Here is a 23,414-nt window from a genome sequence, read left to right as displayed (position 1 = left end):
CCTTTAAGAAGAATACTGGAATTAATACTGTTTTTTTATCCATTGATGTACGTGTTGATTCCGTATTTTTTCGAAAAGAAACGTTGGATACCATTTATTCTATATTTCACTTTACTCCTATTTTTTATCATTTTTATTGAAGCAATAAGTGAAAAACTCACCTTTTATTATTGTGATGCTTGTGCCGCCATGGCCCAGGAAAGAGATCCAGATTACTTGAGTGTGCTTCAAAAATCAGTGCTTGATAATTTCCTGTTTAAATCGTCAAGTGTTGGATTGTATTTCAACTTGTTCTCTGGATTATTGTTGCCCATTGCCGTAAAAAGCAGCCTGGGGTATTATCAAATTCATATTAGAAACCTTGAATTGGAAAAAGAGAAAGTACAATTGGAATTGAACTTTTTAAAAGCACAGGTAAACCCACATTTTTTGTTCAATACATTGAACAATCTATATGGATTAATTTTACACGATCGCCCTGATGCTTCAGCAGAAACGGTAACACGGTTGTCAGATTATTTGCGATATTCCTTAGATAATGCAAATAAAAAAAGTATTCCCTTGTCGGATGAAATTACATTGATCAACAATTACATTGAATTAGAGAGTTTACGATTAAACCATACAAAAGTGTCTTTTACAACCAATGTTGATAATACCACCGCAAGCCTCCCCCCTTTGCTATTTATACCTATAATTGAGAATGCATTTAAGTATAATGTGGATAAAAAAGAAACAGAAATACGTATTGATTTATCGGTAAACTCAAATACTGTAAAATTAGAAGTTGAAAATGCTTTTGATAAGGATAGAACCAAAATTGATAGTGGAGGTCTGGGGTTATCCAATTTAAAAAAACGATTGGATCTATATTTCTCAGAAAATTATACGTTCGACGTAGACATTGATAATTCTGTGTATAAAGTATCATTGAAATTAATCTTAACATGAAAAATATTAATGTTTTAATTGTTGATGATGAACCACTTGCAAGAGAAATTATTCAAACGCATTTGAGTAAAATCCCAAATTGGACAGTGGTTGATACTTGCATAAACGCCGAAGAAGCTTTTGAAACACTGTTGAAAAGCGAGATTGATGTGGTGTTTTTGGATATTCAGATGCCTGTAATAACTGGAATTGAATTTTTAGAATCATTACAAAATCCGCCTTTAGTAATTTTCACAACGGCCTATTCTGAATATGCCCTTAAAGGCTTTGAATTAAATGCAGTGGATTACCTATTGAAACCTTTTACTTTTGCTCGGTTTTATCAAACCGTAGAGAAAGTGAACAAAAAATTGGAGTTGCAAAATGATGTGTCCAAAACACCCCAAAAAGAAGTAACATATCTTTTTGTAAAACACGATGGGAAACTCTTAAAACTTGATTTTTCTGATATTTTATACATCAAGGCAGAGCAAGAGTATAGTTCGGTTTTTAAAACAAACGGAACACTATTGGTTAGTATGCATTTAAAATTATTAGAAACCCTTTTACCTGAAAAACAATTTACCAGAATCCATAGATCGTATATAGTTCCGCACGAAATCATTACCTCGGTTTATGGAAACACCGTCCAAATTGGAACAGACATTCAATTGCCAATAGGCAGTAAATACAAGGAGGAGTTATTGCACAAATTACAGATTAAGTAAACTACGCTTGTCAATTTGAATGGGTTTGGAAATGTCGTTTAAACGCTAATAGTCCTTCCATATGAAGATTAATTAGATTGCAACGGTCAATCAAGATGTGCCACAAAAAAACGCCTTACCTAACCAGATAAGACGTTTTTAATATTTGTAAAATTATATACCTATAGAATTTCCACCAATTCTAGGTCAAACACTAAAGCTTCACCTGCCAATGGATGGTTACCATCTAAAATGATATCATCAGCCTCTACTTGTGCAACACGAAACTGCTGTTGTTGACCATTTGCATTGGTTCCAACCAATCCCATACCAACTTCAGGTTGAATATCTTCTGGTAATTGGGTTTTGGATATTTTTTGAAAGAGATTTTCATTGACTTCACCATAAGCATCTTCTACATCTATGGTGATGGTTTTCTTTTCATTTACGGCCATATCAATCAAACCTTTCTCAAATCCTGGAATCAACTGTCCTTGACCCAAGGCCACTTCCAACGGTTCGCGTTGCAACGAACTGTCAAAAATCTGTCCATTGGTCAATTTGCCCGTATAATGAACTTTTACCGTGTCGTTCTCTTTTACTGTACTCATAATTTTGGTTTACATTTTTAAAATCAAAACGTTGCAAATATACGGGCTATAAAATGGTTCAGCGAAAGAGTTGTCTTAAGCTTTCCTAAAAACTGAAATATCCTTGCTTTTCACGTTTGCAGTCTTCTCGTTTTTTAACCCAAAGAGTGGTCGTAAAAACCAAATTCTACGGATGACAAATTCAAACAACACATAACAAACCGCAAAGGTGAACACCGTGATAGCTAAAAATTGTAAAAACGGAGGAATCCCCAATGGCAGAATCAATAATCCACCCAAATACATCACAAACATATGGATGATGTAAATTGGATAGGCAGCCTGACTCAAGTACCCTAAATATTTGTTCGGTTTGTTCAGATAGGTGTACCCTAAACCAAACACCCCAAATATCCAACAGTTCGATTCCAATGCCATTAAATACCCTGGCGCTTCCAAATTGAATTCAAAATAACGTAGCACATACAATCCAACCGCCAAAGCCAAATAGCCCCATTTCCATTTTTTAACGGTATTCCAGAAATTAGTTCCGCTATACACAAACAAGTAGCCGAAAAAGAAAGCCAATCCGCCCAAAAAGAAACCGTGCCAAGTTTCTGCATACAAAGAATAGATCTGCGGCCTTACCAAAATCGCTTCCAACATAAAGAATATAGAAATCATCAAAGGCCCAAATGGGTTAGACATTACTTTATTTAAAATTTGCTTGAATCGTTCACCTTTTCCGCGTTTCAACAGATAAAATACAGGTAGAAACAATAAGACATACACGAAAATATTACCCAAAAACCACAAGTGACCCATATGCGGATAATACCCCAGTGGTAAATTGTAGAACTTTTGGAAAACGAACATATGTAAGGGAGCAATGGCCACGATACCAAATACCAATGGCACTAAAATGCGGCGGGTGCGCTCACCTATCAATTGTTTACAGTTGCGTTTGCGCATGGCAAAAAATAATCCCATTCCCGATACAAAAAATAATATAGGAATACGCCAAACGTTCAGCATCGTCATCGGAGTCCAAAGGCTCTCCAAAGGTTGTTCACTTCGTACAAACCCCACGAACATGGCCCAGGGTTGAAAAATTATGGCAATATGATAGATCAATAGCAAGGCAATGGTAATTACCCTTAACCAATCTATATCGTGTCGTCTTACAGTTTCCATGACTTGTTTGTTTTTTGTTTGATTATTGTAGTATCATTGCAATTACAGGTCGAGTTTTTTCTACCTCCTCCAAATCCAATTGAAGACCGATGGGCCCCAATTGTTGTTGCATCATTTCATAAATAGGTTTGATGTCTGTAAATGACCCCACCACGGTTTCTCTTGGCGTAGCACCGTAATTGTTTTTGGTAGTTTTGTCAGCACCCGCATCCATCAACATTTGCACGGATTCAACCCTGCAAAAGAAAGCAGCGACATGCAGGGCAGTTGAACCATCACTGTTTTTGATAGACAAATCAGCTCCAGCATCGACCAATGCTTTGGCAATATCGTTTTTCTCGAAAGTGATGGCCGTAATCAATGGAGTGGAGCCACTCAAAGCATCTTTTTGGTTGATATCGGTTCCAGCAGCAATGTGTTGTTTTACAGCATCAAAGTTTCCTGTTACCACAGCAGCCTGCAATGCCACATCTGGGGCCTTTACTTCAGTTTTAGTTGTGTTTTCTGCTTTGGGATTTGCTTTTTGTTGACCGCAAGCGGATAGACTTACTGCTAAAATGAACAATACATACTTCACTTGTTTTACTGAATTGATTTTAAAATTTCTCATGACTTTACGTTTAAATTGTTGAACATTAAATTTTATGTTACAAAGATTCCCCAAACCCTGATGCAGCACCAATCACCTATGCCGCGAAGTATATAAGCCCTGCTCGGACCATAAAAATTATGAAGCAGGTATATAAATTATGCAGCAAAAGATGCATTTTGCTGTGATTTGGAATCGTTTATCTTTGTTGAAAATGGGTGCAATTATCCATCTGTAATTCAACATGCAAGACAAACCAAAAGGGCAGAAATTTACCGAACAAGCAGAGGACATTATCCTTGAACATTTGAGTGATGAGCATTTTGGGGTATCCGAATTGGCCGAAGCGATGTATATGAGTCGTTCCAGTTTGTTGCGTAAATGCAAAAAGCAAACAGGCCTATCTGCAAGTCAGTTTATTCGGAAGATTCGTTTGGAACAGGCGATGGAAATGTTACAGGATTCAGACCAAACGGTTTCGGAGGTTTCTTATCAAGTGGGTTTTGGAAGCTCTTCTTATTTTATCAAATGTTTTCGAGAGGAATATGGATATCCTCCAGGTGAAGTTGGTAATCAAACTTTAGAAGTAGAGAAAGAAGAAAAATCCCCTAAAATTCCCTTTTATAAAAAATACAATTGGGCTATTGGATTAGCATCAATTGTTCTATTAGCGGTTTTAGGCTTTTTGTTGATACCCTCCTCTCCCACTTCTAATGAGCCGATGAAATCGGAAGTGGAAAAATCCATTGCCGTACTTCCCTTTAAAAATGAAAGTAGCGATTCCACCAACCTCTATTTTGTCAATGGGTTGATGGAAGCCTCCTTGGGCAACTTGCAAAAGATTGAAGATTTACGGGTAATTAGTCGTACTTCGGTGGAAAAATACAGGCATTCCGATAAGAATATCGGTGAGATAGCATCGGAATTGGATGTGAACTACATTGTGGAAGGTAGCGGGCAAAAAGTAGGAGATCAAGTACTGCTCCATATTCAATTGATCGATGCTGCTACGGACACACCCATTTGGGGACAACAATACACCCAGGAGGTAGTTGATATATTTGCTTTGCAAAACGAGGTGGCCAAAAAAATAGCGGATGCCATAAAGGCCAAAGTCACAGCATCCGAACTGGAACAAATTGACAAAAAACCTACTGACAACCTTGCGGCCTATGATTATTACCTACAGGCACAGGAACCTTTTAACCGAGAAACCATAGATGGATTGCTTGAAGCCATCCCATTATTTGAAAAAGCCATTGAAGAAGACCCTGAATTCTCCTTGGTCTATGCTGATTTGGCCATAGCCTACTATTATCTTGACCTCTACAAAAAGGAAAAACAGTATACCGAAACCATTAACAACTATGCCGACAAAGCCCTGTTGCACGACTCAAAACTTACCGAAAGTTTAATGGCCAAGGCTTTGTATTACATGCATATTGAGGATTATAGATTGGCAATCCCATATTTGGACAAGGCTTTGGAATACAACCCTAACTCTTCGGCAGTTGTAAATATGTTATCTTCCATTTACTCCAATGCACTTCCCGATACTGGAAAATATTTGGAAAATGCCCTAAAGGGCATTCAATTGGATGTAGCGGAGAATAATGTCACGCAAAGCTACATCTATCTTAATCTGAGCAATGCACTTGCACAATCTGGGTTTACCGATGAAGCCTTGACCTATATTGATAAATCGCTAGAGGTTAATCCTGAAAATTATTACGCACCCTATTTAAAGGCCTTTATTCGATATGCCAAAAACAAGGACCTCAATCAGACCTTGAATGCCTTAAAACGGGAATTGAGAAAAGATACCACCCGACTTGACATTTTACAAGAGGTTGCCAAATTACATTATTTCCAAAGGGAGTTTGATAGTGCATACCATTATTACAAACCTTTTAACGAGATAAGAAAATCGAGGGGCCTGAACATTTATCCCCAAGAGGATATAAAAATTGGGGTTACTTACGAAAAAATGGGATTTCAGGAAGAAGCTGATCAACTTATAGCATCGTACGAAGAGTATTGCAAAAATGACCAGTCGATTTACCAACCTGCGAGTATGGCCGTGCTATATGCTTACGAAGGTAAGTATGCAGAAGCCATTGAAGAATACGAAAAGTTTTCGACCAAAAACCATTTTCAATACTGGATGATCTTATTTATGGACATGGATCCAGCTTTGGATTCCCTAAAATCCTACCCTGGCTATGATGAAGCCATGCAAAAAATAGAGGAGCGATTTTGGGAGAACCACAACTTATTGAAAGCCACTTTGGAGGAAAAAGGGTTACTTTAAAAAAGAATGACCAACCTAAAACATAGATTGGTCATTTATTGTAATGAGTTAAAAATTAAACCCCGCCTTTCAGCACATCTTGCCATTTTTTGAGTTCCTCCCATTGACCAATTTCAGCCAATTTTGCCTGGGCTGGCCATGTTAAGGTTTTGCCTCGATGGGTTGTGTACGCGGGTCCCCCGTCTTCAATAATTTTCTCTAAGGTTGCCACATCGGTATTGGATAGATCATAATAGCTTTTGATTCCTTTATTATTGAGCAATCCTTCAATTTTAGGGCCAATACCCTCTACTTTGGTAAGGTCGTCTTTACCATGGGAAACTGTTGTAGCTCCTCCACCAAAAATCTGTTTAAGAAGCCATCCAAGGATCAATCCGATAATAAAAGCGGCCAAAAGCCATAATATCCAGGTCCAGAACACATCTGAACCATCGCATGCGGTTGTATTTATTTGTAATGCCATGATTTTATTTTTAAAAAGTTTAGTCGATTATTTTGATTTCAACGCGTCTGTTTAACCTCTTGTTTTCCTCTGTATCGTTGGGTTTCCATGAGTCAGCTTCACCTTTGGTCTCTACTGCGATTTTAGATTCCTCAACTCCTAGACTTACCAAATGGTTCTTGTACTCCTGGGCACGTTTGAGTCCCAATGCAAGGTTGTAGTCTTCCTCGCCGTCTGCATCGGTATATCCAGTGATAAGAATTGCATCCCCAGAAGATTTCAGGAATGTGGCCAATTCATCAAAATAAGCGAGAGTGGCCGCATTGGTAATTTCTTCGTCGGAATCGAACTTGTAAAAAACTTTGGTATGGTCGAGATGTTCAATAACATCATCGCTACGGGTTACCCATTTGTACCTGAGTTCATGAAGCATATTGGTTTTGGTGGCTTCACAATCCCCTCCAGGTCTCGCATCGACCAAAATTGTTTCGGGTAGAATCTCAGCGAACAAAAGTTTTACTCTTTCGGCCCTTGCCAAACCTGCACTTTCTGTTTCTCCTGAAAAATAAGGTCCAACCAGTAACAATTGTTTTCCAGGCACTTCACCCGCAATGATCTCGGCCTTTTTGTCGGGCCACAGATCGTTGGTAATAACTTCTCCAGAGTCACAGTCGAAAATCAGTGGACCGTACTCAATTTCCACCACCTCTTCTGGGCAGCAGACTACCGTTTCCTTGTACCATCCCCAGCTGTACCATGCCAGAAATAGAAAAAGAAGCAATAGAAAAATGGCTAGTGTTTTTTTCATTTCCCTATGTTTTTGATTAGTAACACCTTAAGGTAGTGATAAAAGATGTTCCATATCCAAATAGCGAGAAAAAATCACGTAGATTTCATGTAATTCCGAGTGAAGTTTACAGAATTACCCTCAAAAACCCTTAAATAGTCTGATTTACATGGTCTTATCGACCAAAAACAAGTCAAGAAAGACTTTGATTTCTATTTTTCGTTAAGCTTTACCAGCTCATCATCGTCCCATTCACCACCAGCGACAACATCTCCCTCAGCATCATAAAACTTGCCCGTTCCGCTTCGCTTATCATTTTTCCAATCTCCTGTATATTTTTCACCATTGGGCCAATAGTAGGTTCCGAAACCACTGCGTTTATCATTTTGATAATTGCCCACGTAAGATTCACCATCGGCCCAAAAGAAAGTTCCCTCGCCATGGCGTTGGTTGTTTACCCATTGGCCTTCGTATCTGCTTCCTGTATCCAATAAGGCCACACCATATCCATTCGCCTTACCATCCTTAACTTGACCGATATAATGTATCTGGTTGCCTTTGGCACTTTTGAAGGTGAGATATTCACCAAAGGATTTTTGCTGTAACTGCTTTTTTAATCGAGCCAATTGCACCTTAGCCTTCTCCAAAGAGAAATTAATGGAGTCATATTTACGGGTGGCCACTTCTTCTGACCAATCAGATTTTGGAGTACTATCCTTAGCAATTGAATTCGTATGCGCTATTGGATTGATAGCTGAGCTATTGCTCATCAATTTTTCCGTCAAGGCAATTCGCAATGGAATATTCATGTGGTTTTCTTCCTCCGAATTTAAAGTTGCTGTGTAGGATTTAATAGCAGCATCATAATTACCATGAAGCACCAAGGAGTCTATCTGCGCCAATTGCTCATACCTTTTTACTTTTTGCGCAATGGTTTTGTTTTCCTGCTGAACCTTCTTCAATTCCGTTTGAATTTGATTGGATTTTGACACAAAAAACAACAGTCCTGCTGCAAAAATGACTAGTAAAATATAAGGAGTAGATGTTTTAAAACTCATGTAGTTAATTGCTTGGTTCAAAATTATTTACGAATTAATCGTTCAAATGGACGTCGGGAAGCTTATTTTTCACTCTTCTAAAGTCTGGAGAGAAATACATGTGAAGGCGTACCGTCCAATTTTGTTTGTAATAACCTCCATTGTAGCGTTCTTGCCCTTGCGAATACATTACCCCAGCCGCAAAAGTCAATCTAGGTGTGGCAATATAACCTATGGTGGTGGTCAAACGTAAATCTTCCATAGGACTATCAACTACTTCCTTTCCACTTTGCATGATCAACTCGGCTTCAGGAGACACATAAAATGTTTTGGGTTGTAGTTTGTTATCGTTCAATGGAATTTTGGCCCTGAACATGTATCGCCAGCGATTTCGAAAAATGTATTCGCTGTTTTCTTCAAAACCCTGGGTCCAACGGTGCTCAATTCGAATTCGATGGTACAACATGGCCGAATAAAAGGGCATAGCAAACTGATATTGATGCCAAATTCGCCATTCAGGCACTACATTTCTATCCTCTGATTCTTCGTCAGTATTAAAATTAATACGCACTACCCCACCTAAACTCACATTGGTTTTTTTGGAAATAATATACCCAATGGCGTGTCGGTTGTAAATCTGACCAATTTGTCCCATAAAAGGGGTGTTTTTGGTTTCTTCAAAGCGAAAATGGGTCTGTGCATCCCAAAAAAAGTGTTTTCCGATACGAATATTCCCGTAAGTATTGACCCAAAATTTGGTCTTTGGTTCTTTGTATTGTGAGGTTTCGGGCAAAACTTCCTGCGCGTGACCAAGGTTAAACATTCCTACGACCAACAAAACCAACAAGAAGCTATTTCTATAATTTCTCATACTTATTGGTTTTTACGGGTTAGTTCCTGATTCAACAATTGTAGAATTTCCTCAGGACGTTTTTCACGCCGTAGTTTCCGTTCCAGCTTTCGGGTATCTTTATTTCGAAGTGCCAAAATGTTTTGTTGCACCTCCAAAATTTGACTGTTCAGGGCACTCGCATTTTCGCAACCAACCTCATTGGTAATCGTTGTCAGGAAATAGGGAATCAATTTTCCTTCGTAGGCCCCAACAATATGTTTTTTAACCTCTTCATCCATTACATTGGCCATAAAGGGGTTCCAAACTGCAGTGGTGTACTCCTCTTTTATAGCTTTTTGTTGTGATGGGATGTCTTTAATGGTTAGCGTCAAGACTTTTAAATCGGACAAGCAGGTTTGCAATGATTGCCCATAAGCCAATTTTTCTGTGGGATTTTCAATGTCTGCATAGGTGGTCAATGCACTATCTGCCACATTTTGAATTTGAGCCAAAGCATTTCTGTAAGTTTCGGAAAGTCCCGAAGCGGAATCAATCTCTTGCACCAATTCATCGTTGCGTTTGATCAGGGTTTCCTCTACGCCATTCAATAGTTGCAATTGCTCTTCATTGGTAAGTCGCGAAGCCAAAGAACCTTTGATAAATTCCAGACTCATTTTGGCATAGGTACCCAAAGCTGCCACGGACAACAAATCGTCACCTTCATATTCAAATTCATTGGCACTGGGCAAGCTAAACGTCCTTTCTTCTCCAGCTTCATTGGCTTTGGCAATAATATCCTTTTGAGGTTTTCCATTAGGCCAAAAGCTATTGATGATATCTGAAACTTGCTGGTATTGCACAACATCATGCTCCACATAGTTGACCAGTTCGCCCAAGGGCGATAAGAATTCATCACTTATTTTTTGAGAAACATTGTAATAAAAGAAGGCTTCAGGGTCCGTTCGTTTTACAATATTGAGATGACTGTTTTTTAAGATGTTCTGGCTCAGTTTATGGGAAACCTTGTAATCCGAAACTATTTGTTCCAAAATCTGCTTTTGAACCGAATCCAAAGGATAGTAAGGCACTTTCACCTGCATGTTTACCTCAAAACTAGGTGAACCCAATGCCTGAATTACCTCGCTCATTTTTTGATAATACCCCTGGTTCTGTTTTAAAAGTTGGGAAACATGGCTTTTTCCTTCCACGTCATTTAAAAGGGCTTCCAATAAGGTGAGGTAATCTGCATTTAATGGAATGGTCTCCAATTGTGCTGCATCATTTGGGTCGAAAATGGAAATCTCTTTGGAAACTCTGTCTGATTTTATTTGAATGCGACGAAGCAATCCATCTTCAAAAAACCAATTTTCGATATCTTCAACGTTTTCGGTTCCGTAAAACGACCATTCATCATGCGCCAAACCATCACGTAGCAGCCTTCCGACAAGCACACTGCTATCATTTTCTATTTGAAAATTTTGTTGTGGAACGCCTTCATCAAAAGATATACTGCTTTTGAACTCAACTTGATCAATTTCTGAATCCTTGATTTTGTTAATGGTATAGGTCCAAGTGCCATCTGGTTTTCCTTCAGAAAGCATCCCAGAACCAATTTCTTGAACTCCACTTACTAGTACGCGATATTCATAATCAACCACTTGGCTTTGGCTATTGGTCTTATATTCTCCAAATTGAAATTCCCACGGCCCATTGGCTATGCCACCATCAAAGAAGCCCTCAAATAAAAAAGAGGCATCCTCTTTTTCCATTAAAGTTTCTAGATTGGATTTCTGTAATTGAAAATCACCATCAAAAATGGTATCTAAATCAACAAGGGTGTATTGGTAAACCGCTTTCCCGAAATAAGGCCCCACTTTTAAGGGTCCTTCATATAATTTTCGCTCCTGACCATAAGACATGGTAAACAACGTAAATGCGAACAATAGAGAGAAAAGCCATTTTTTAGAAGGCAGAATCATAGAATTATAGGTGGTTTAGCTGATAGTCTATATAATCTACGAACGGAATAGGCTTTTTGGACGAAATCATAACTTGCTTTTATCATTTCATTCAATTTTAACTTAAAAAGTTAGAAGCTAACAAAGCCTTTATCATAATTAATTGGAAGCCTTATAATTCTTGATGTCAAGGTTGATTTTCCCTAAAGGAGTTTACCGCGGCACATCTCATTTTTTCATATCTTGTTAGCTTTAGTCATGAATAAATAACTTAGATGAAAAGAAACCAGACTTTAATGGTCATGGCCTTATTTATGGGACTATCGCAACTTTTTGCACAAGAAGCCGATAGTACCAAAAAGGCGACCAAGGAGCTCCCATTGGAGCCCGAAAGAACAATTGCTTACACCACAGAAGAGGGCACTTGGTTGTCCTTGGATGTGAGTCCAGACGGTACGACCATCATTTTTGATATGATGGGCGATTTATACACTATTCCAATTACAGGTGGAAAAGCTACTCAAATTACTGAGGGAATGGCCTATGATGTACACCCTAGGTTCAGCCCTGATGGAAAATCGATTGTGTTTATTTCCGACAAAAGTGGTTCCGAAAACATTTGGACCCTAGAATTGGATTCCAAAGAAACCAAGCAAATCACCAAAGACAACAACCAAAACTACTTTTCGGCAGATTGGAGTCCAGATGGGGATTACATTGTTGGTGCCCGTGGCAGAAGAAACATTAAGTTGCACATGTACCACAAAGATGGTGGTGGCGGTGCCCAACTAATTGACAAACCAGACAATTTAAAAACCATTGATCCTGAGTTTGCCCCTGACGGAAAACTCATTTACTTCTCTCAACGAAGAGGTGGCTGGAACTACAATGCGCAATTTCCACAATATCAATTGGGCACCTATAACACCGAAGATGGTGAAATGGCGGTAATCACCTCCAGATACGGTTCCGCATTCACCCCTACCCTTTCGCCTGACGGAAAATGGTTGGTCTACGGTAGCAGATTCGAAACCGAAACAGGTTTAGTATTGCGTAATTTAGAAAACGGGGATGAAAAATGGTTGGCTTATCCGATTCAACGCGATGAGCAAGAATCAATCGCACCTTTAGGTGTATTACCTGCCATGGCATTTACTCCAGACAGTAAAAATTTAGTGGCCAGTTACGGTGGAAAAATTTATTCCATCAGTATAGCTTCGAATTCAGCATCCGAAATCCCTTTTGAAGTTGATGTAAAATTGGAATTGGGTCCTCAGTTATCCTTTAAATATCCTATCGATGATGCCAAAGAGGCTTTTGTTACCCAAATCCGTGATGCAGTGCCATCACCAGATGGTAGCAAATTGGCTTTTACCGCATTGAACAGATTATATGTTATGGATTTGCCTGGTGGCACTCCAAAACGTTTGACCAAAAATGATTTTGTAGAAGCACAACCAGCTTGGTCTCCCGATGGGAAAAGTATCGTTTTTACCACTTGGGAAACCGATGGCGGATATTTATATAAAGTAAGTGCTAGCGGCCGTGGCAGAATCACCAAACTTACCGAGGAAGCTGCCGTTTATACCAACCCAGCATGGTCTTACAAGAACGACCGCATTGTATTTACCAAAGGAACAGCACAGGTTTACAGAGATGCCATTGGCCCAATCACCAGAGGTTCACAAGATGATTTGGCTTGGGTTCCTGCAGAAGGCGGAAAAGTAACCCTAATTGATAAATCCAAAGGGCGTTCCATGCCTCACTTTACCAAAGTAGATAATCGTATTTACTTAAGTAAAGGAAAAACATTGTTATCTATTCGATGGGATGGTACGGATGAAAAAGAACATTTAACTTTAAGTGGAATCACCACTTTTGGTTCTTCCATTTTGGATGTACATGATGCTGAAGGCGGGCACGACTTATTGCCAAGTGCTGAAGCAGGACCAGAAGCTGAGGATAAATCCTCTTCCCCTTCCGAAATGAAAATTTCTCCTGATGGCACCACTGTTTTGGCACAAATCAACAACGATATTTATACGGTGACCCTTCCGCGTTATGGAAAAACACCAAAAATTTCCGTTGCCAGTGCAGATAAAGCTGCTTTCCCAGCCAAAAAATTAACCGTTTTAGGAGGTGAGTTCCCTACATGGGCAGGCAACAGCAAAGATGTGCACTGGTCGTTGGGAGCAAGTCATTTTATTTATAATCTTCCTGCTGCAGAAGCTTATGCAGATAGTGTTGCCATAGCAAAAAAGGAAGCAGCAAAGCTGAAAGAAGAAAAGAAAGATGATGAAGAAGACGATGAGGAGGAGAAAGATAAAAAAGAGGATAAGGACGAAGGCTATAAAGCTAAAGAGTTGAAGGTAAAGGTGAGTTTCACCAAAGACATGCCCGAAGGAACCATCCTTTTAAAAGGTGCCAGAATCATCACCATGAAAAATGATGAAGTGATTGAAAATGGTGATATTCTTATCGAAAACAACCGCATCAAAGCTGTTGGTGCCACTGGTACTTTGGAAGTTCCCAAAGGAACGGTCGAAATTGATGCCACTGGTAAAACCATTACTCCAGGATTTGTGGATACGCATGGTCACTTAAGACCCAACTGGGGCATCCATAAAAATCAAATCTGGATTTACTCCGCGAATTTGGCGTATGGAGTTACCACCACAAGGGATCCACAAACCTCTACCACCGATGTGTTGACCTATGCCGATATGGTAAAGGCTGGAATGATGCACGGTCCGCGTGTATACAGCACTGGTCCTGGTGTTGGGTATTGGGCCTACAAACTGAAATCATTGGAGCACACCAAAGATGTTTTGAAACAGTACAGTGAGTATTATGACACCAAAACCATTAAAATGTATTTGGTGGGGAACCGTCAAATGCGTCAGTGGGTTATCATGGCAGCCAAAGAGCTGAAATTAATGCCTACTACCGAGGGTGGTCTTGATTTTAAATTGAATATGACCCAATTGTTGGATGGTTACCCAGGACATGAGCATTCGTTCCCGATTTATCCAATTTATAAAGATGTAATACAAAGTGTTGCTGAATCTAAAATGGCAGTGACCCCTACCCTTTTGGTTTCTTATGGTGGACCTTGGGCGGAAGAATTTTATTATTCCTCTGAAAACCCATACCACGATAGCAAATTGCAATACTTTACTCCTTACAAAGAATTGGCAGGAAAATCCCGTAGAAGAAGTGCATGGTTTATGCCAGAAGAGCACGTTTTCCCAAAACATGCCGAGTTTATGAAAGATTTGGTTGAAGCTGGTGGACTTGCAGGTGTTGGCAGCCATGGGCAATTGCAAGGATTGGGCTTCCATTGGGAGTTGTGGTCTGTAGCAAGTGGCGGAATGAAGAATATGGACGCCTTAAAAGTAGCTACCATTATTGGAGCAGAGGATATTGGATTGGATGGGGATATTGGAAGTATCGAAGCTGGTAAATTGGCAGATATCCTTATCATGGAGAAGAATCCATTGGAAGATCTTCGCAATACCAATACTTTGACCCACGTAATCAAAAATGGAAAAGTGTACGATGCCGATACGCTTGATGAAGTTGCTCCTGTTGAAAAAGAAGCAGAAACTTTCCATTGGCAGACTAAAAGACCTGAGGGAGTTCCAGGCATGAAGAAATAGAAATTTTCTCGTTTACATAAATGAAAGGCGCACCGTTGGGTGCGCCTTTTTTATTCAAACTAATATTCTGGAATTACCAGATTTTAATACGCTCTTCTTCAGATTTATAATTTTCATCCCCAGGTTGCAGATCAAAAGTTTCATAGAAAGGAGTGAAATTCATCAAAGGACCATTAACTCTCCAAATAGCAGGTGAGTGTGAATTTGTATTCACATAGTTTCGCATGAACTCATCCCTTGTTTTTACCCTCCATATTCTTGCGATGGACATAAAAAAACGCTCATCTGGAGTATTGCCACCAATCTTAGTAGTATCCTGACCTTGTTCGGTCATTTTAAAAGCATCGTAGGCAATGGCAATACCACCATTATCGGCTGTGTTTTCACCAATGGTCATGGCTCCTTTTAGGTGCACAGTATCCAAAACGGTGAACGAGCTATATCTATCAATCAATTGTTGGGTTTTCCCTTTGAATTTTTCCAAATCGGACTCAGTCCACCAATTTTTAAGGTTGCCCTCTCCATCATATTGTGAACCATTATCATCAAATGCATGGGTCAACTCGTGCCCGATCACCATCCCGATGCCACCATAATTCACCGCATCATCGGCAGCCATATCAAAGTATGGAAATTGCAAAATACCTGCTGGGAAAACAATTTCATTCAAAGAGGGATTGTAATAAGCCGTTACCGTGGATGGCGTTGTACCCCAGCGACCTTTGTTCGGTGGGTTATTAAGGTCTTTTACATTATACGCATAATTGTTCTTTTGAAGCGCAACCACATTTTCAAAGTATTGATCTCGCGCAATGTCCACATCATATTCGCGCCACACATCGGGATAGCCAATTTTTTTGGTGATGGCATATAATTTTTCCTTGGCCTTGGTTTTGGTGCTATCGCTCATCCAATCCAATTGCGACATTCTATTTTCAAACGCTTTTTGCAGGTTGTTCACCAAATCCAATACACGTTGTTTGGCAGCTTCATCAAAATAGCGTTTCACATAAAGTTGACCCAAGGCAAAACCTAATTGTCTGTCTACTTGTTGTGCCATAATTTGGGCTCTAGGTTGTTGTTGTGATTGTCCCAATAACACTTTGTTGTACTCAAATAGGGCATCTTCAAACGGAACACTTAAAAATCTGGAATAGTGATCTAAACTATGGGCTTTCAGATAAGTTTTCCAATCTTCCACCGAAACTTCGGATAACAATTCGTCCAGCTTGTTGTAATAATCAGGTTGACGCACATTAATGGAATCAGCTTCAAGATCTAAGTCGCTCAACAACATCTCCCAAGCAATGTTGGGATTGGATGCAGTAATATCACTCACCGCCAATTTATTGTAGTTTGCTTGAATGTTTCTTCTTTCGATACGGGTTTTATGGGCTTCTGCAAGTTGTTTTTCGATGTCATAAACCGTTTCAGCTTTTTCAGCACCATTCTCAATTTCTGAAAGATCAAACAAGGTTGCCAAATAGGTTTTGTAGGCATTCTGAATCTTTACGGTAGGCTCATCGGTTTTAAAATAATAATCACGATCGGGCAATCCCAAACCAGATTGGCTGGCATGCAAAATGTTCATTTGGCTGTTCTTGTTGTCTGGAGCCACGCGAAGTCCCATAACGGTGTTGTTTCCTTTGGTGATTTGTTCGGTAACAAATGCCATAACCTCTTTAGAGTTTGTGATGGCATTAATTTCTTCCAATAAAGGTTTAATTGGTTCATACCCTCTTTGATTTAGGGTAGCGGTATCCATTCCCGATGCAAAGAAATCACCTACTTTTTGCTCCACAGTTCCTTTGGCATGTTCCGAAGCCGAGACTTCTTCCAAAATGTTCTGCAATAATTTACGTTGTGGAATGTTCAAAAAGCTATAGGATCCAACACCAACTTGGTCATCTGCAATTTGAATGGTATCGTACCACGTTTTGTTTACATGTTCGAAAAAATTGTCTCCTGGTTTAATGGATTCCGAAATCCCCGTAAAGGCAATTTTTGATGGTTCTTTTGGTTGTTCTTCTTGGCAGGAGACCAAGAATATAGCTGCAAGAGCTATGGTAAAAGTGTATTTCATAAGGTTGGTATATTTCCTCAAATATACCCAATAATCAAGTCGAGCTATTAGAGCATTTTGCCAAAAAATAGTTAATGCCTTTAATTCTTTTAAAAGTTGAATATCCCTTTTTCGGTCTTTTCAACTAAGAAATTTCTGAACAATTGTATTTGTTTGCTATTTTAGAACCACATAATCATTACCAACTAACCAAATGCACAAACCCATTACCCTACTCCTACTATTCGTATCATTTTATATCTCCTACAGTCAAGTTTCCATTACCAAAGAGCCCTCTTGGATTGTCAACGAAGAACATAATCCCTATGCAATAGCCCCTGAAGATGGGCTGTATGGCGGAGCACATGTGCTTTTATATACAGAACAGGTTCATGTGGATCGTGAAGAAGCCTACATTAAAAATGTAGCAAAAGCGGTTGAATATAGTGGTATCCAAAATATTTCCAGTGTCGTTGCCGATTACGACCCTAGCTACCAAGAGCTAAGGTTCCATCGCATCGATGTAATCAGAAATGGAGAAACTATTAATAGGTTAAATCAACAGGACATCCAAACTGCTAGACGTGAAACAAACGCCGAAAGCTATATATATGATGGTTCCATTTCTGCTTTTGTAAATATTCCTGATGTAAGAATTGGCGATATTGTGGTCTACAGTTATAGCGTTAAGGGTTTTAATCCCATTCAAAAGAATAAATTCTCTACAAGTTTTGTTTTGAATTCAACCCAACCCATAGATCGAATTTCCGCACATATTTTTACCAAAAGAGCATTGCATTATAAAATGCTTAATTCTGATTTGGTCGCCGATGTAAAGGTAAGTAACGGTATAAACCATTATAAATGGGCTCAAGAAGAGGTTCCCGCAATTTTAATGGAAGAGCAAACACCAGCTTGGTATATTCAAAATGAAACCGTTTTGGTTACCGAATATGATTCATGGGAACAAGTAATCGATTGGGGGAAGAACATTTTCACCTTTAATGAACCTTTAAGCCAAGAGCTCCAACGAACCATTTCTAAAATTGAAACCAATAACAAAACAGAGGGCAATCGTATTAAATCCGCCTTGTCTTTTGTGCAAAATGAAGTGAGGTATCTCGCCATTGCTTCAGGCATAGGGGGATATAAACCGAACCCTCCAAACAAAGTAATGGAACAGCGCTTTGGAGATTGTAAGGACAAGAGTGTTCTGTTTGCTACCATGCTGAACCAAATGGGCATTGAAGCCTACCCCACTTTGGTAAATACCACCCTCAAACAAGAGTTGCCCAAACTCACACCATCTTCCAAATTGTTTGATCATTGCATTGTAAAAGTCGTGGATAAAGACGGGTCAACTTTGTGGTACGACCCCACCCTTACAGACCAAGGAGGTACATACGCCAATACGTATACACCTGACTATAGATATGGATTGGTCTTGGACCAAAGTATGTCTGATTTGGATACGATTGCGGATTTTCGCAGTAATATGATTGAAACATTTAGCACCTTCACTCTGGAAAAAGGTGGTATGTGAGCTGACTTGGAAGTCCGTACACATTACAATGATGGTGAAGCTGATTTTATGCGTTCCGTTTTTCGAAATAACAGTAAAGATCTTATTCAGCAGGAGCTGATGTCCTTTTACGTGGAGAAATATGGTAAAGTTTCTTCCTTGGCTCCACCAACCATTGAAGATGATACCCTCAAAAATGAATTCTTGATGTTAGAACGTTATCATTTAGATTCCATTTGGAGTCCATCTGTGGAAAAGAGCAACACTATGAATTTATCCATTTTTCCAACAGGTCTAATCTCCAATTTGAGCATGCCCACCCAATTGAAGCGACTAACACCCTATGCCATAAGTTTTCCTTTTGTTCGCAAAGAACACATCAAAGTAAAATTGGCCGAAGCCATAAGGGTCCAGCCTGAAAATGTGACCATTAATTCGGATTATTTTTATTATGATTTTAATTCGAAATATAATGCTGCAGATAAGATTATAGATCTGGATTATTACTACAAACATCAAGATGACCATGTGCCTGTTTCAGGGTTTGACATCTATTATAATGATATGGTCAAATTGGATCAAAACTTAGGATATCTAATTTACACCAGTAATGGATCAGGCATTAGCACATCAACTTATAACATAGGATATACCATAGGAACAGTTTTGGGTGTCGGAATTATTATCGGCATTCCAATTGCTGTGATTGCCGTGATAATAATTCTTGTATTGCGATACCAAAAAAGAAAAAAAGCCAAACCATCATCTTAATTTCCAGAGGGATAAAACTACAGTGACACCTGTTTATATTCCACTCGCTCAATAATCTCAGGAAAATTACTGTCCACGGATCTTGAGTAAAGGTCACGGGAAATGGGATAGCCCTCCAACTCTCCCTCCCAAAGATCATCGTGGATAATTTGGAGCACATCTGCTGAAGTATTGCCTTGATACAACCAGGAATCCACATCCTCATCCTTTAGGATGACAGGTCGACGGCGTTCCGTTTTGGGCTCTTTATTATGAATTTTGTAAAATAGACTATCCTCTTCGGGCATGGCCTGTCGCGTTAGGACCGTAAAGGTATTTCGCCCATCGGCATTGGTGGAATAGATTCCTGCCAAACAAATGGGGTCGTTGTCTTTCCGATGAAAATAAAAGGGCACCTTAAAATCCCTACCCTTGACCTTTACATGGGTGTTATGGGGTTCAAAAAAACCATCAATGGGAACCACACATCTTTTATGCATGGGTTGGTACCGCTGCGCATAATACCCAAACAGTTTTTCCGATTGCGCATTTAATCCACCGAAAGCTTTGGGGTATTTTTTAAAGTATTCCTGAAAATCTTGCTGTTTTTCACTAGCTGGCATAATGCCCCATTGCGCCGCCACCAATTTATTGGGGTCTTCTTGTGGAATCATCCACATAATAGGGTGCGACCAACCATTGGCATGAAAATAAATCAAGTCCAGTTCCTCTTGGTTTTCCTCCAGAGGGACCGCATCAAAGATTTTTTTCAGCTCAGACGTTTTTTTGGTCTGGCGTGTGGAATAGCACATAATTGAGGTTGATCTTCGTAAAAGAAATAATTGTGTTATTACTTATCGAAAAGGTACAAAAAATGAAATCTCTTTTGCGGTGTGGTCTAATTCTTTTTTAAATACTTGCGTGGAATATCCTTGCCATTATCATAGCTCATGGCCCAAACCATGTTGGCGATCCACCAACGTCCCTCGGAATAGACAAATTGAAAGCTGTTTACGCCTTTACCTGTTTCATTTTCGGAGTCCATCCCCTCAAAACTTTGAATCACTTGTGCCATACCATTGTATTCTTCCACAATGGCACCCATACCCGCTTCGTGGTAACCATTGGAATAATATTCATCGGTAAGGGTTGCCAAAAATTCATCAAGGCCCATGGTCTCTTGCATAAATTCGCCGTCTTCTTGGCCGACCATACTAAAATGTGCAGTCGGCAAAAACAAGGTTCGAAAATAGGCCGTGTCTATCACTTGACCTTTTTCAATGGAAATTACACGCTGGGTTTCTTTCACTAGTTCATTTACACTCTGGAAAACATCCTTGTTTTGTGCACTTAAAACGCCACAGATCAACAATACGGAGCAAAAGACTAGTGATTTCATATGTAATTTTTTTATGCAAGACCCTCAATGAGTTGTAAAGCCCTATCTATTTCTTCTTTAGAATTATAAATATGAACGGAATGACGCAACATTTCACTACCCACCGAACGGGGTTGCAAACGCTCTTTTTCCCACATGTATTTTTGAAGTTCAGGTCCTGACATGCCCTCCACGCCATAGGTGGTGATTCCAGCCGCCATAGCTTCATTGGTGGAAGAGTAAAACGTAACATGGTTCATCTCTTTTAAACCATCACGCAAATACTTTCCAAGTTCTTTAACTCGGTTTAACCACACATCATGGCCAATCGTATTGAAGAAGTCCACCGCAGCATCATAACCTGCCATGAGTCCTGCATTTCCTGTTCCGTTTTGCATCAAACGGAAACCATGATCGTCTTGGTTGTCCCAATTGTAACTTGCAATGGTCGTCCAGATATCGCCCACCACATCTTTGTTGATGTACAGCAATCCACTTCCTGATGGAGCCAACAACCATTTATGCAAACTGGAGTAATAGGCATCGCAGCCAATATCCTTAACGTCCACAGGAACTTGACCTACACATTGCGCGCCGTCCAAAACCGTAAAAATGCCACGTTTTTTAGCTTCAGCACAGATTTCTTTCACTGGCATTACCGTTCCAAACCCTGAAATAATATGCGGAACCGCAATCACTTTGGTCTTTGGGGTGACTTCCTTAAAAATAGCATCCACAATTTCTTGAGGGTCGTTTGCAGGTTCGGGCATGGTGGCTTGTTTGTACACGCAGCCTTTACGCTTAGCCAACAATTGCCAAGCACCAAATCCACCGCCGTGTTCTTGATTGGTATTGAGCAGTTCATCCCCTTTTTTCAGGTTGAGGCCCATACCCACGTAGTTCATACCAAAAGTGGCATTTTGGGTCAGGGAGATTTCCTTAAAATCGCAGTTGATGATCTTGCCCAATTTGGTTCGAAGTTCCTCGTAGGGAAAATAGCCCGTCAATAAAACAGGACCAGAACCATTTTTATAGTCCACCGTAGCGGCCTCCACATTCCAGTGCATCATGTGGTCGAACATTTTGTCGAGCACATAACCAGGTGTTGGGCCCATGGTTCCGTTATTAAAATAGGTTTGCCCCTCCTTTAAAGGAAACTGTTTGCGCACCATTTTCCAATACGCCTCATCTTTGGGGGCATTGGTTTGCAATGGGGCAATGGACCAGTCTTTTTTAGGGTCAAAGGATAGCAAGGGCAAGGACATCATCGCCGCTGCGCCTTGTTTTAAGAATTTTCTACGTTGAGACATATTGGGTTTTAAGGTTGGTTTGCCGTTAAAGTTAAAATAATCCTTTAAAAAAGCACATCAACCCCAAAAACCAATCGAATTTATTTGGCTACGATCATTCCCTTTAGGGACCATAATACGGCCAAAACATCCTTTTGTGTAGTTTCATCAATGCTGAGTTGGTCCAAAGCACGCATAATATCGTCCAACACATGGTAGTATTCGCCAGGACTAATGTTCATGCCTTTATGTGCGGTTTCCATATCCATTCCAGTGTATGCAACATTGCCCCCACTCCCCGCGCTAAAAAATTCCACGGAATGTTCTTTTACAATTCTGAGTTTTTCGGGATGTTCCTTTAAAGGCAAAAATCGTGCGTTTACGGCAGGATTTTCCATGTGATTGTTTACTGCGGTGTTCACAATGGTAGAAATACCATCGGATCCGCCCAGACGTTCAAAAAGTGTGCGTTCCATTTTATGTTTGTTTAGGTTGTTACGTACCGAATCTATCGCTCGAAAAGTAGGAAGTGAACGATAATCAATAAAAGTGCGGGGCGAGAATCACAATAAATAGAATAACTTATCTGTCTATATTTCAGAAAGTTACTGAAAATAAATTAAATAGTTGAAACCAAAGGTTTTAAAGGTAAATCTACCTCTCGTTATAGCCTTTCCCTTTGTAGATATTGGGAATGCACTTTTCTATACGATTGCTACGGGTTTGGGATTGTTTGGCCTGAGAAATAAAGAGCATATACCCTCTTTGACGCCCTGGGGTCAAGGCTTCAAATGCCATTTTAAAATCTGAATCTTCATCCAATTTTTGTTGGAGTTCTTCGGGCATTTCATATTCCGAAGTGGCTTTCTTTTTGATCTTGAGTCCAGCTTTATCAACTTCAATGGCTTCAAAAATGTAGGCTTTCAGCACGTCTTCCAGCTTTGCGATTTCATCCACACTAGTAAACCGCACAACCCTGCTCGCTTGGGAATTTTTCCCTGGCTTCATCAAAATGCCATGCTCATCCCTTAAAAGGGCTCCTTTAAAAAAGCTAAGCGTGGCACTTTCCTTAAAAGCGACCACCATAACCAAGGTATGTCCATTATAGGTGTAACAAGGTACGCTCCACTTCAATTCCTCATCCAGACCACAGTCCAAAACAAGTCGTCTGAGGTATTTGAGTTCCTCTTGCCAAGTATGCACCTTGCATTCAGGAGTGCTGTACAGGGAGCAACGTCCACAGCCATCGGACAAATACATGGTCTATCTTCGGATTCATATTTTGTTTTGTCAATTTAAAGGTGCTTTTTCAAAGAAAATGCAAATTCTTTGAACATTCGATATAGGTTCACCTCTTTTTACTTCATTTACTTCAAG

The 23,414-nt window shown here is 39.7% G+C and carries 20 protein-coding genes; 6 read left to right on the top strand and 14 right to left on the bottom strand.

The features are described from left to right. The first annotated feature begins 189 nt into the window (after window positions 1–189). Window positions 190–951, top strand: coding sequence for a sensor histidine kinase (locus BLQ18_RS12240; protein ID WP_175443757.1), 762 nt, complete (start codon window positions 190–192; stop codon window positions 949–951). Beyond that, complete coding sequence (locus tag BLQ18_RS12235; RefSeq protein ID WP_090296460.1) at window positions 948–1,658, top strand: LytR/AlgR family response regulator transcription factor; 711 nt, start codon at window positions 948–950, stop codon at window positions 1,656–1,658. The genes BLQ18_RS12240 and BLQ18_RS12235 overlap by 4 nt, the downstream gene beginning before the upstream one ends. A 161-nt stretch (window positions 1,659–1,819) precedes the next feature. On the opposite strand, the gene BLQ18_RS12230 is transcribed toward BLQ18_RS12235, so the two are convergent. The 3 genes from BLQ18_RS12230 to BLQ18_RS12220 all read right to left on the bottom strand — a co-directional run bounded on the left by BLQ18_RS12230 (window position 1,820) and on the right by BLQ18_RS12220 (window position 4,031). After that, entirely contained in the window at window positions 1,820–2,248 is a 429-nt protein-coding gene (locus BLQ18_RS12230; RefSeq protein ID WP_090296456.1) for an FKBP-type peptidyl-prolyl cis-trans isomerase, read from the bottom strand. A gap of 75 nt (window positions 2,249–2,323) precedes the next feature. Further along, complete coding sequence (locus BLQ18_RS12225) at window positions 2,324–3,421, bottom strand: acyltransferase family protein (protein WP_090296451.1); 1,098 nt, start codon at window positions 3,419–3,421, stop codon at window positions 2,324–2,326. Between the two features lie 22 nt (window positions 3,422–3,443). Then, window positions 3,444–4,031 carry an ankyrin repeat domain-containing protein gene (locus BLQ18_RS12220; protein ID WP_090296445.1) on the bottom strand — a complete coding sequence of 196 codons (588 nt, stop codon included), beginning with the start codon at window positions 4,029–4,031 and terminating at the stop codon, window positions 3,444–3,446. A 223-nt stretch (window positions 4,032–4,254) separates the two neighbouring features. On the opposite strand from BLQ18_RS12220, the gene BLQ18_RS12215 reads away from it, so the two are divergent. Next, window positions 4,255–6,321 carry a helix-turn-helix domain-containing protein gene (locus BLQ18_RS12215; protein ID WP_090296441.1) on the top strand — a complete coding sequence of 689 codons (2,067 nt, stop codon included), beginning with the start codon at window positions 4,255–4,257 and terminating at the stop codon, window positions 6,319–6,321. Window positions 6,322–6,376: 55 nt separating this feature from the next. On the opposite strand, the gene BLQ18_RS12210 is transcribed toward BLQ18_RS12215, so the two are convergent. From BLQ18_RS12210 to BLQ18_RS12190, 5 genes are all read right to left on the bottom strand, one after another. Then, a complete protein-coding gene (locus tag BLQ18_RS12210) occupies window positions 6,377–6,784 on the bottom strand; it encodes a helix-hairpin-helix domain-containing protein (protein WP_090296437.1) in 408 nt (135 codons plus the stop codon). Window positions 6,785–6,803: 19 nt separating this feature from the next. Next, window positions 6,804–7,571, bottom strand: coding sequence for an OmpA family protein (locus BLQ18_RS12205; protein WP_090296432.1), 768 nt, complete (start codon window positions 7,569–7,571; stop codon window positions 6,804–6,806). A gap of 191 nt (window positions 7,572–7,762) precedes the next feature. Beyond that, on the bottom strand, window positions 7,763–8,608 hold the full coding sequence (locus BLQ18_RS12200) for an MORN repeat-containing protein (protein WP_090296427.1): 846 nt from the start codon (window positions 8,606–8,608) through the stop codon (window positions 7,763–7,765). Window positions 8,609–8,642: 34 nt separating this feature from the next. Then, a complete protein-coding gene (locus BLQ18_RS12195) occupies window positions 8,643–9,458 on the bottom strand; it encodes a DUF2490 domain-containing protein (protein WP_090296424.1) in 816 nt (271 codons plus the stop codon). A 2-nt stretch (window positions 9,459–9,460) separates the two neighbouring features. Further along, window positions 9,461–11,398 carry a hypothetical protein gene (locus BLQ18_RS12190; RefSeq protein WP_139150393.1) on the bottom strand — a complete coding sequence of 646 codons (1,938 nt, stop codon included), beginning with the start codon at window positions 11,396–11,398 and terminating at the stop codon, window positions 9,461–9,463. A 254-nt stretch (window positions 11,399–11,652) separates the two neighbouring features. Between BLQ18_RS12190 and BLQ18_RS12185 the strand changes: the two genes are divergently transcribed. Then, on the top strand, window positions 11,653–15,036 hold the full coding sequence (locus BLQ18_RS12185) for an amidohydrolase family protein (RefSeq protein WP_090296411.1): 3,384 nt from the start codon (window positions 11,653–11,655) through the stop codon (window positions 15,034–15,036). Window positions 15,037–15,109: 73 nt separating this feature from the next. Here the strand turns inward: BLQ18_RS12185 and BLQ18_RS12180 are convergent, their stop codons facing one another. After that, a complete protein-coding gene (locus BLQ18_RS12180; RefSeq protein WP_090296406.1) occupies window positions 15,110–17,119 on the bottom strand; it encodes a M13 family metallopeptidase in 2,010 nt (669 codons plus the stop codon). A gap of 193 nt (window positions 17,120–17,312) precedes the next feature. Here BLQ18_RS12180 and BLQ18_RS12175 point away from each other — a divergent pair, with 193 nt between their 5' ends. Both BLQ18_RS12175 and BLQ18_RS12170 read left to right on the top strand, forming a co-directional pair. Then, window positions 17,313–18,641: a DUF3857 domain-containing transglutaminase family protein gene (locus BLQ18_RS12175; RefSeq protein ID WP_090296402.1), complete on the top strand. Its 1,329-nt coding sequence runs from the start codon at window positions 17,313–17,315 to the stop codon at window positions 18,639–18,641. 6 nt (window positions 18,642–18,647) lie between these two features. Beyond that, a complete protein-coding gene (locus tag BLQ18_RS12170; RefSeq protein ID WP_090499879.1) occupies window positions 18,648–19,391 on the top strand; it encodes a hypothetical protein in 744 nt (247 codons plus the stop codon). Window positions 19,392–19,408: 17 nt separating this feature from the next. On the opposite strand, the gene BLQ18_RS12165 is transcribed toward BLQ18_RS12170, so the two are convergent. From BLQ18_RS12165 to BLQ18_RS12145, 5 genes are all read right to left on the bottom strand, one after another. Further along, window positions 19,409–20,182, bottom strand: a complete 774-nt coding sequence (locus tag BLQ18_RS12165; RefSeq protein WP_090296395.1) for an SOS response-associated peptidase — start codon at window positions 20,180–20,182, stop codon at window positions 19,409–19,411. Between the two features lie 86 nt (window positions 20,183–20,268). Continuing rightward, on the bottom strand, window positions 20,269–20,769 hold the full coding sequence (locus BLQ18_RS12160; RefSeq protein ID WP_139150392.1) for a hypothetical protein: 501 nt from the start codon (window positions 20,767–20,769) through the stop codon (window positions 20,269–20,271). 11 nt (window positions 20,770–20,780) lie between these two features. Continuing rightward, window positions 20,781–22,058, bottom strand: coding sequence for an aminotransferase class V-fold PLP-dependent enzyme (locus BLQ18_RS12155; RefSeq protein ID WP_090296385.1), 1,278 nt, complete (start codon window positions 22,056–22,058; stop codon window positions 20,781–20,783). 80 nt (window positions 22,059–22,138) lie between these two features. Then, on the bottom strand, window positions 22,139–22,513 hold the full coding sequence (locus tag BLQ18_RS12150) for a group I truncated hemoglobin (RefSeq protein ID WP_090296381.1): 375 nt from the start codon (window positions 22,511–22,513) through the stop codon (window positions 22,139–22,141). Between the two features lie 178 nt (window positions 22,514–22,691). Then, the gene (locus BLQ18_RS12145) at window positions 22,692–23,297 is read right to left on the bottom strand and encodes a YdeI/OmpD-associated family protein (protein WP_090296377.1); all 606 of its coding nucleotides are present in this window, start codon (window positions 23,295–23,297) and stop codon (window positions 22,692–22,694) included. Window positions 23,298–23,414 lie beyond the last annotated feature (117 nt).

Source organism: Flagellimonas zhangzhouensis (assembly GCF_900102925.1).
In the GTDB taxonomy this organism is placed as follows: domain Bacteria; phylum Bacteroidota; class Bacteroidia; order Flavobacteriales; family Flavobacteriaceae; genus Flagellimonas; species Flagellimonas zhangzhouensis.
The sequence above is the reverse complement of the archived record's forward strand: the minus strand, read 5'-3'. Positions and strand labels throughout refer to the sequence as shown.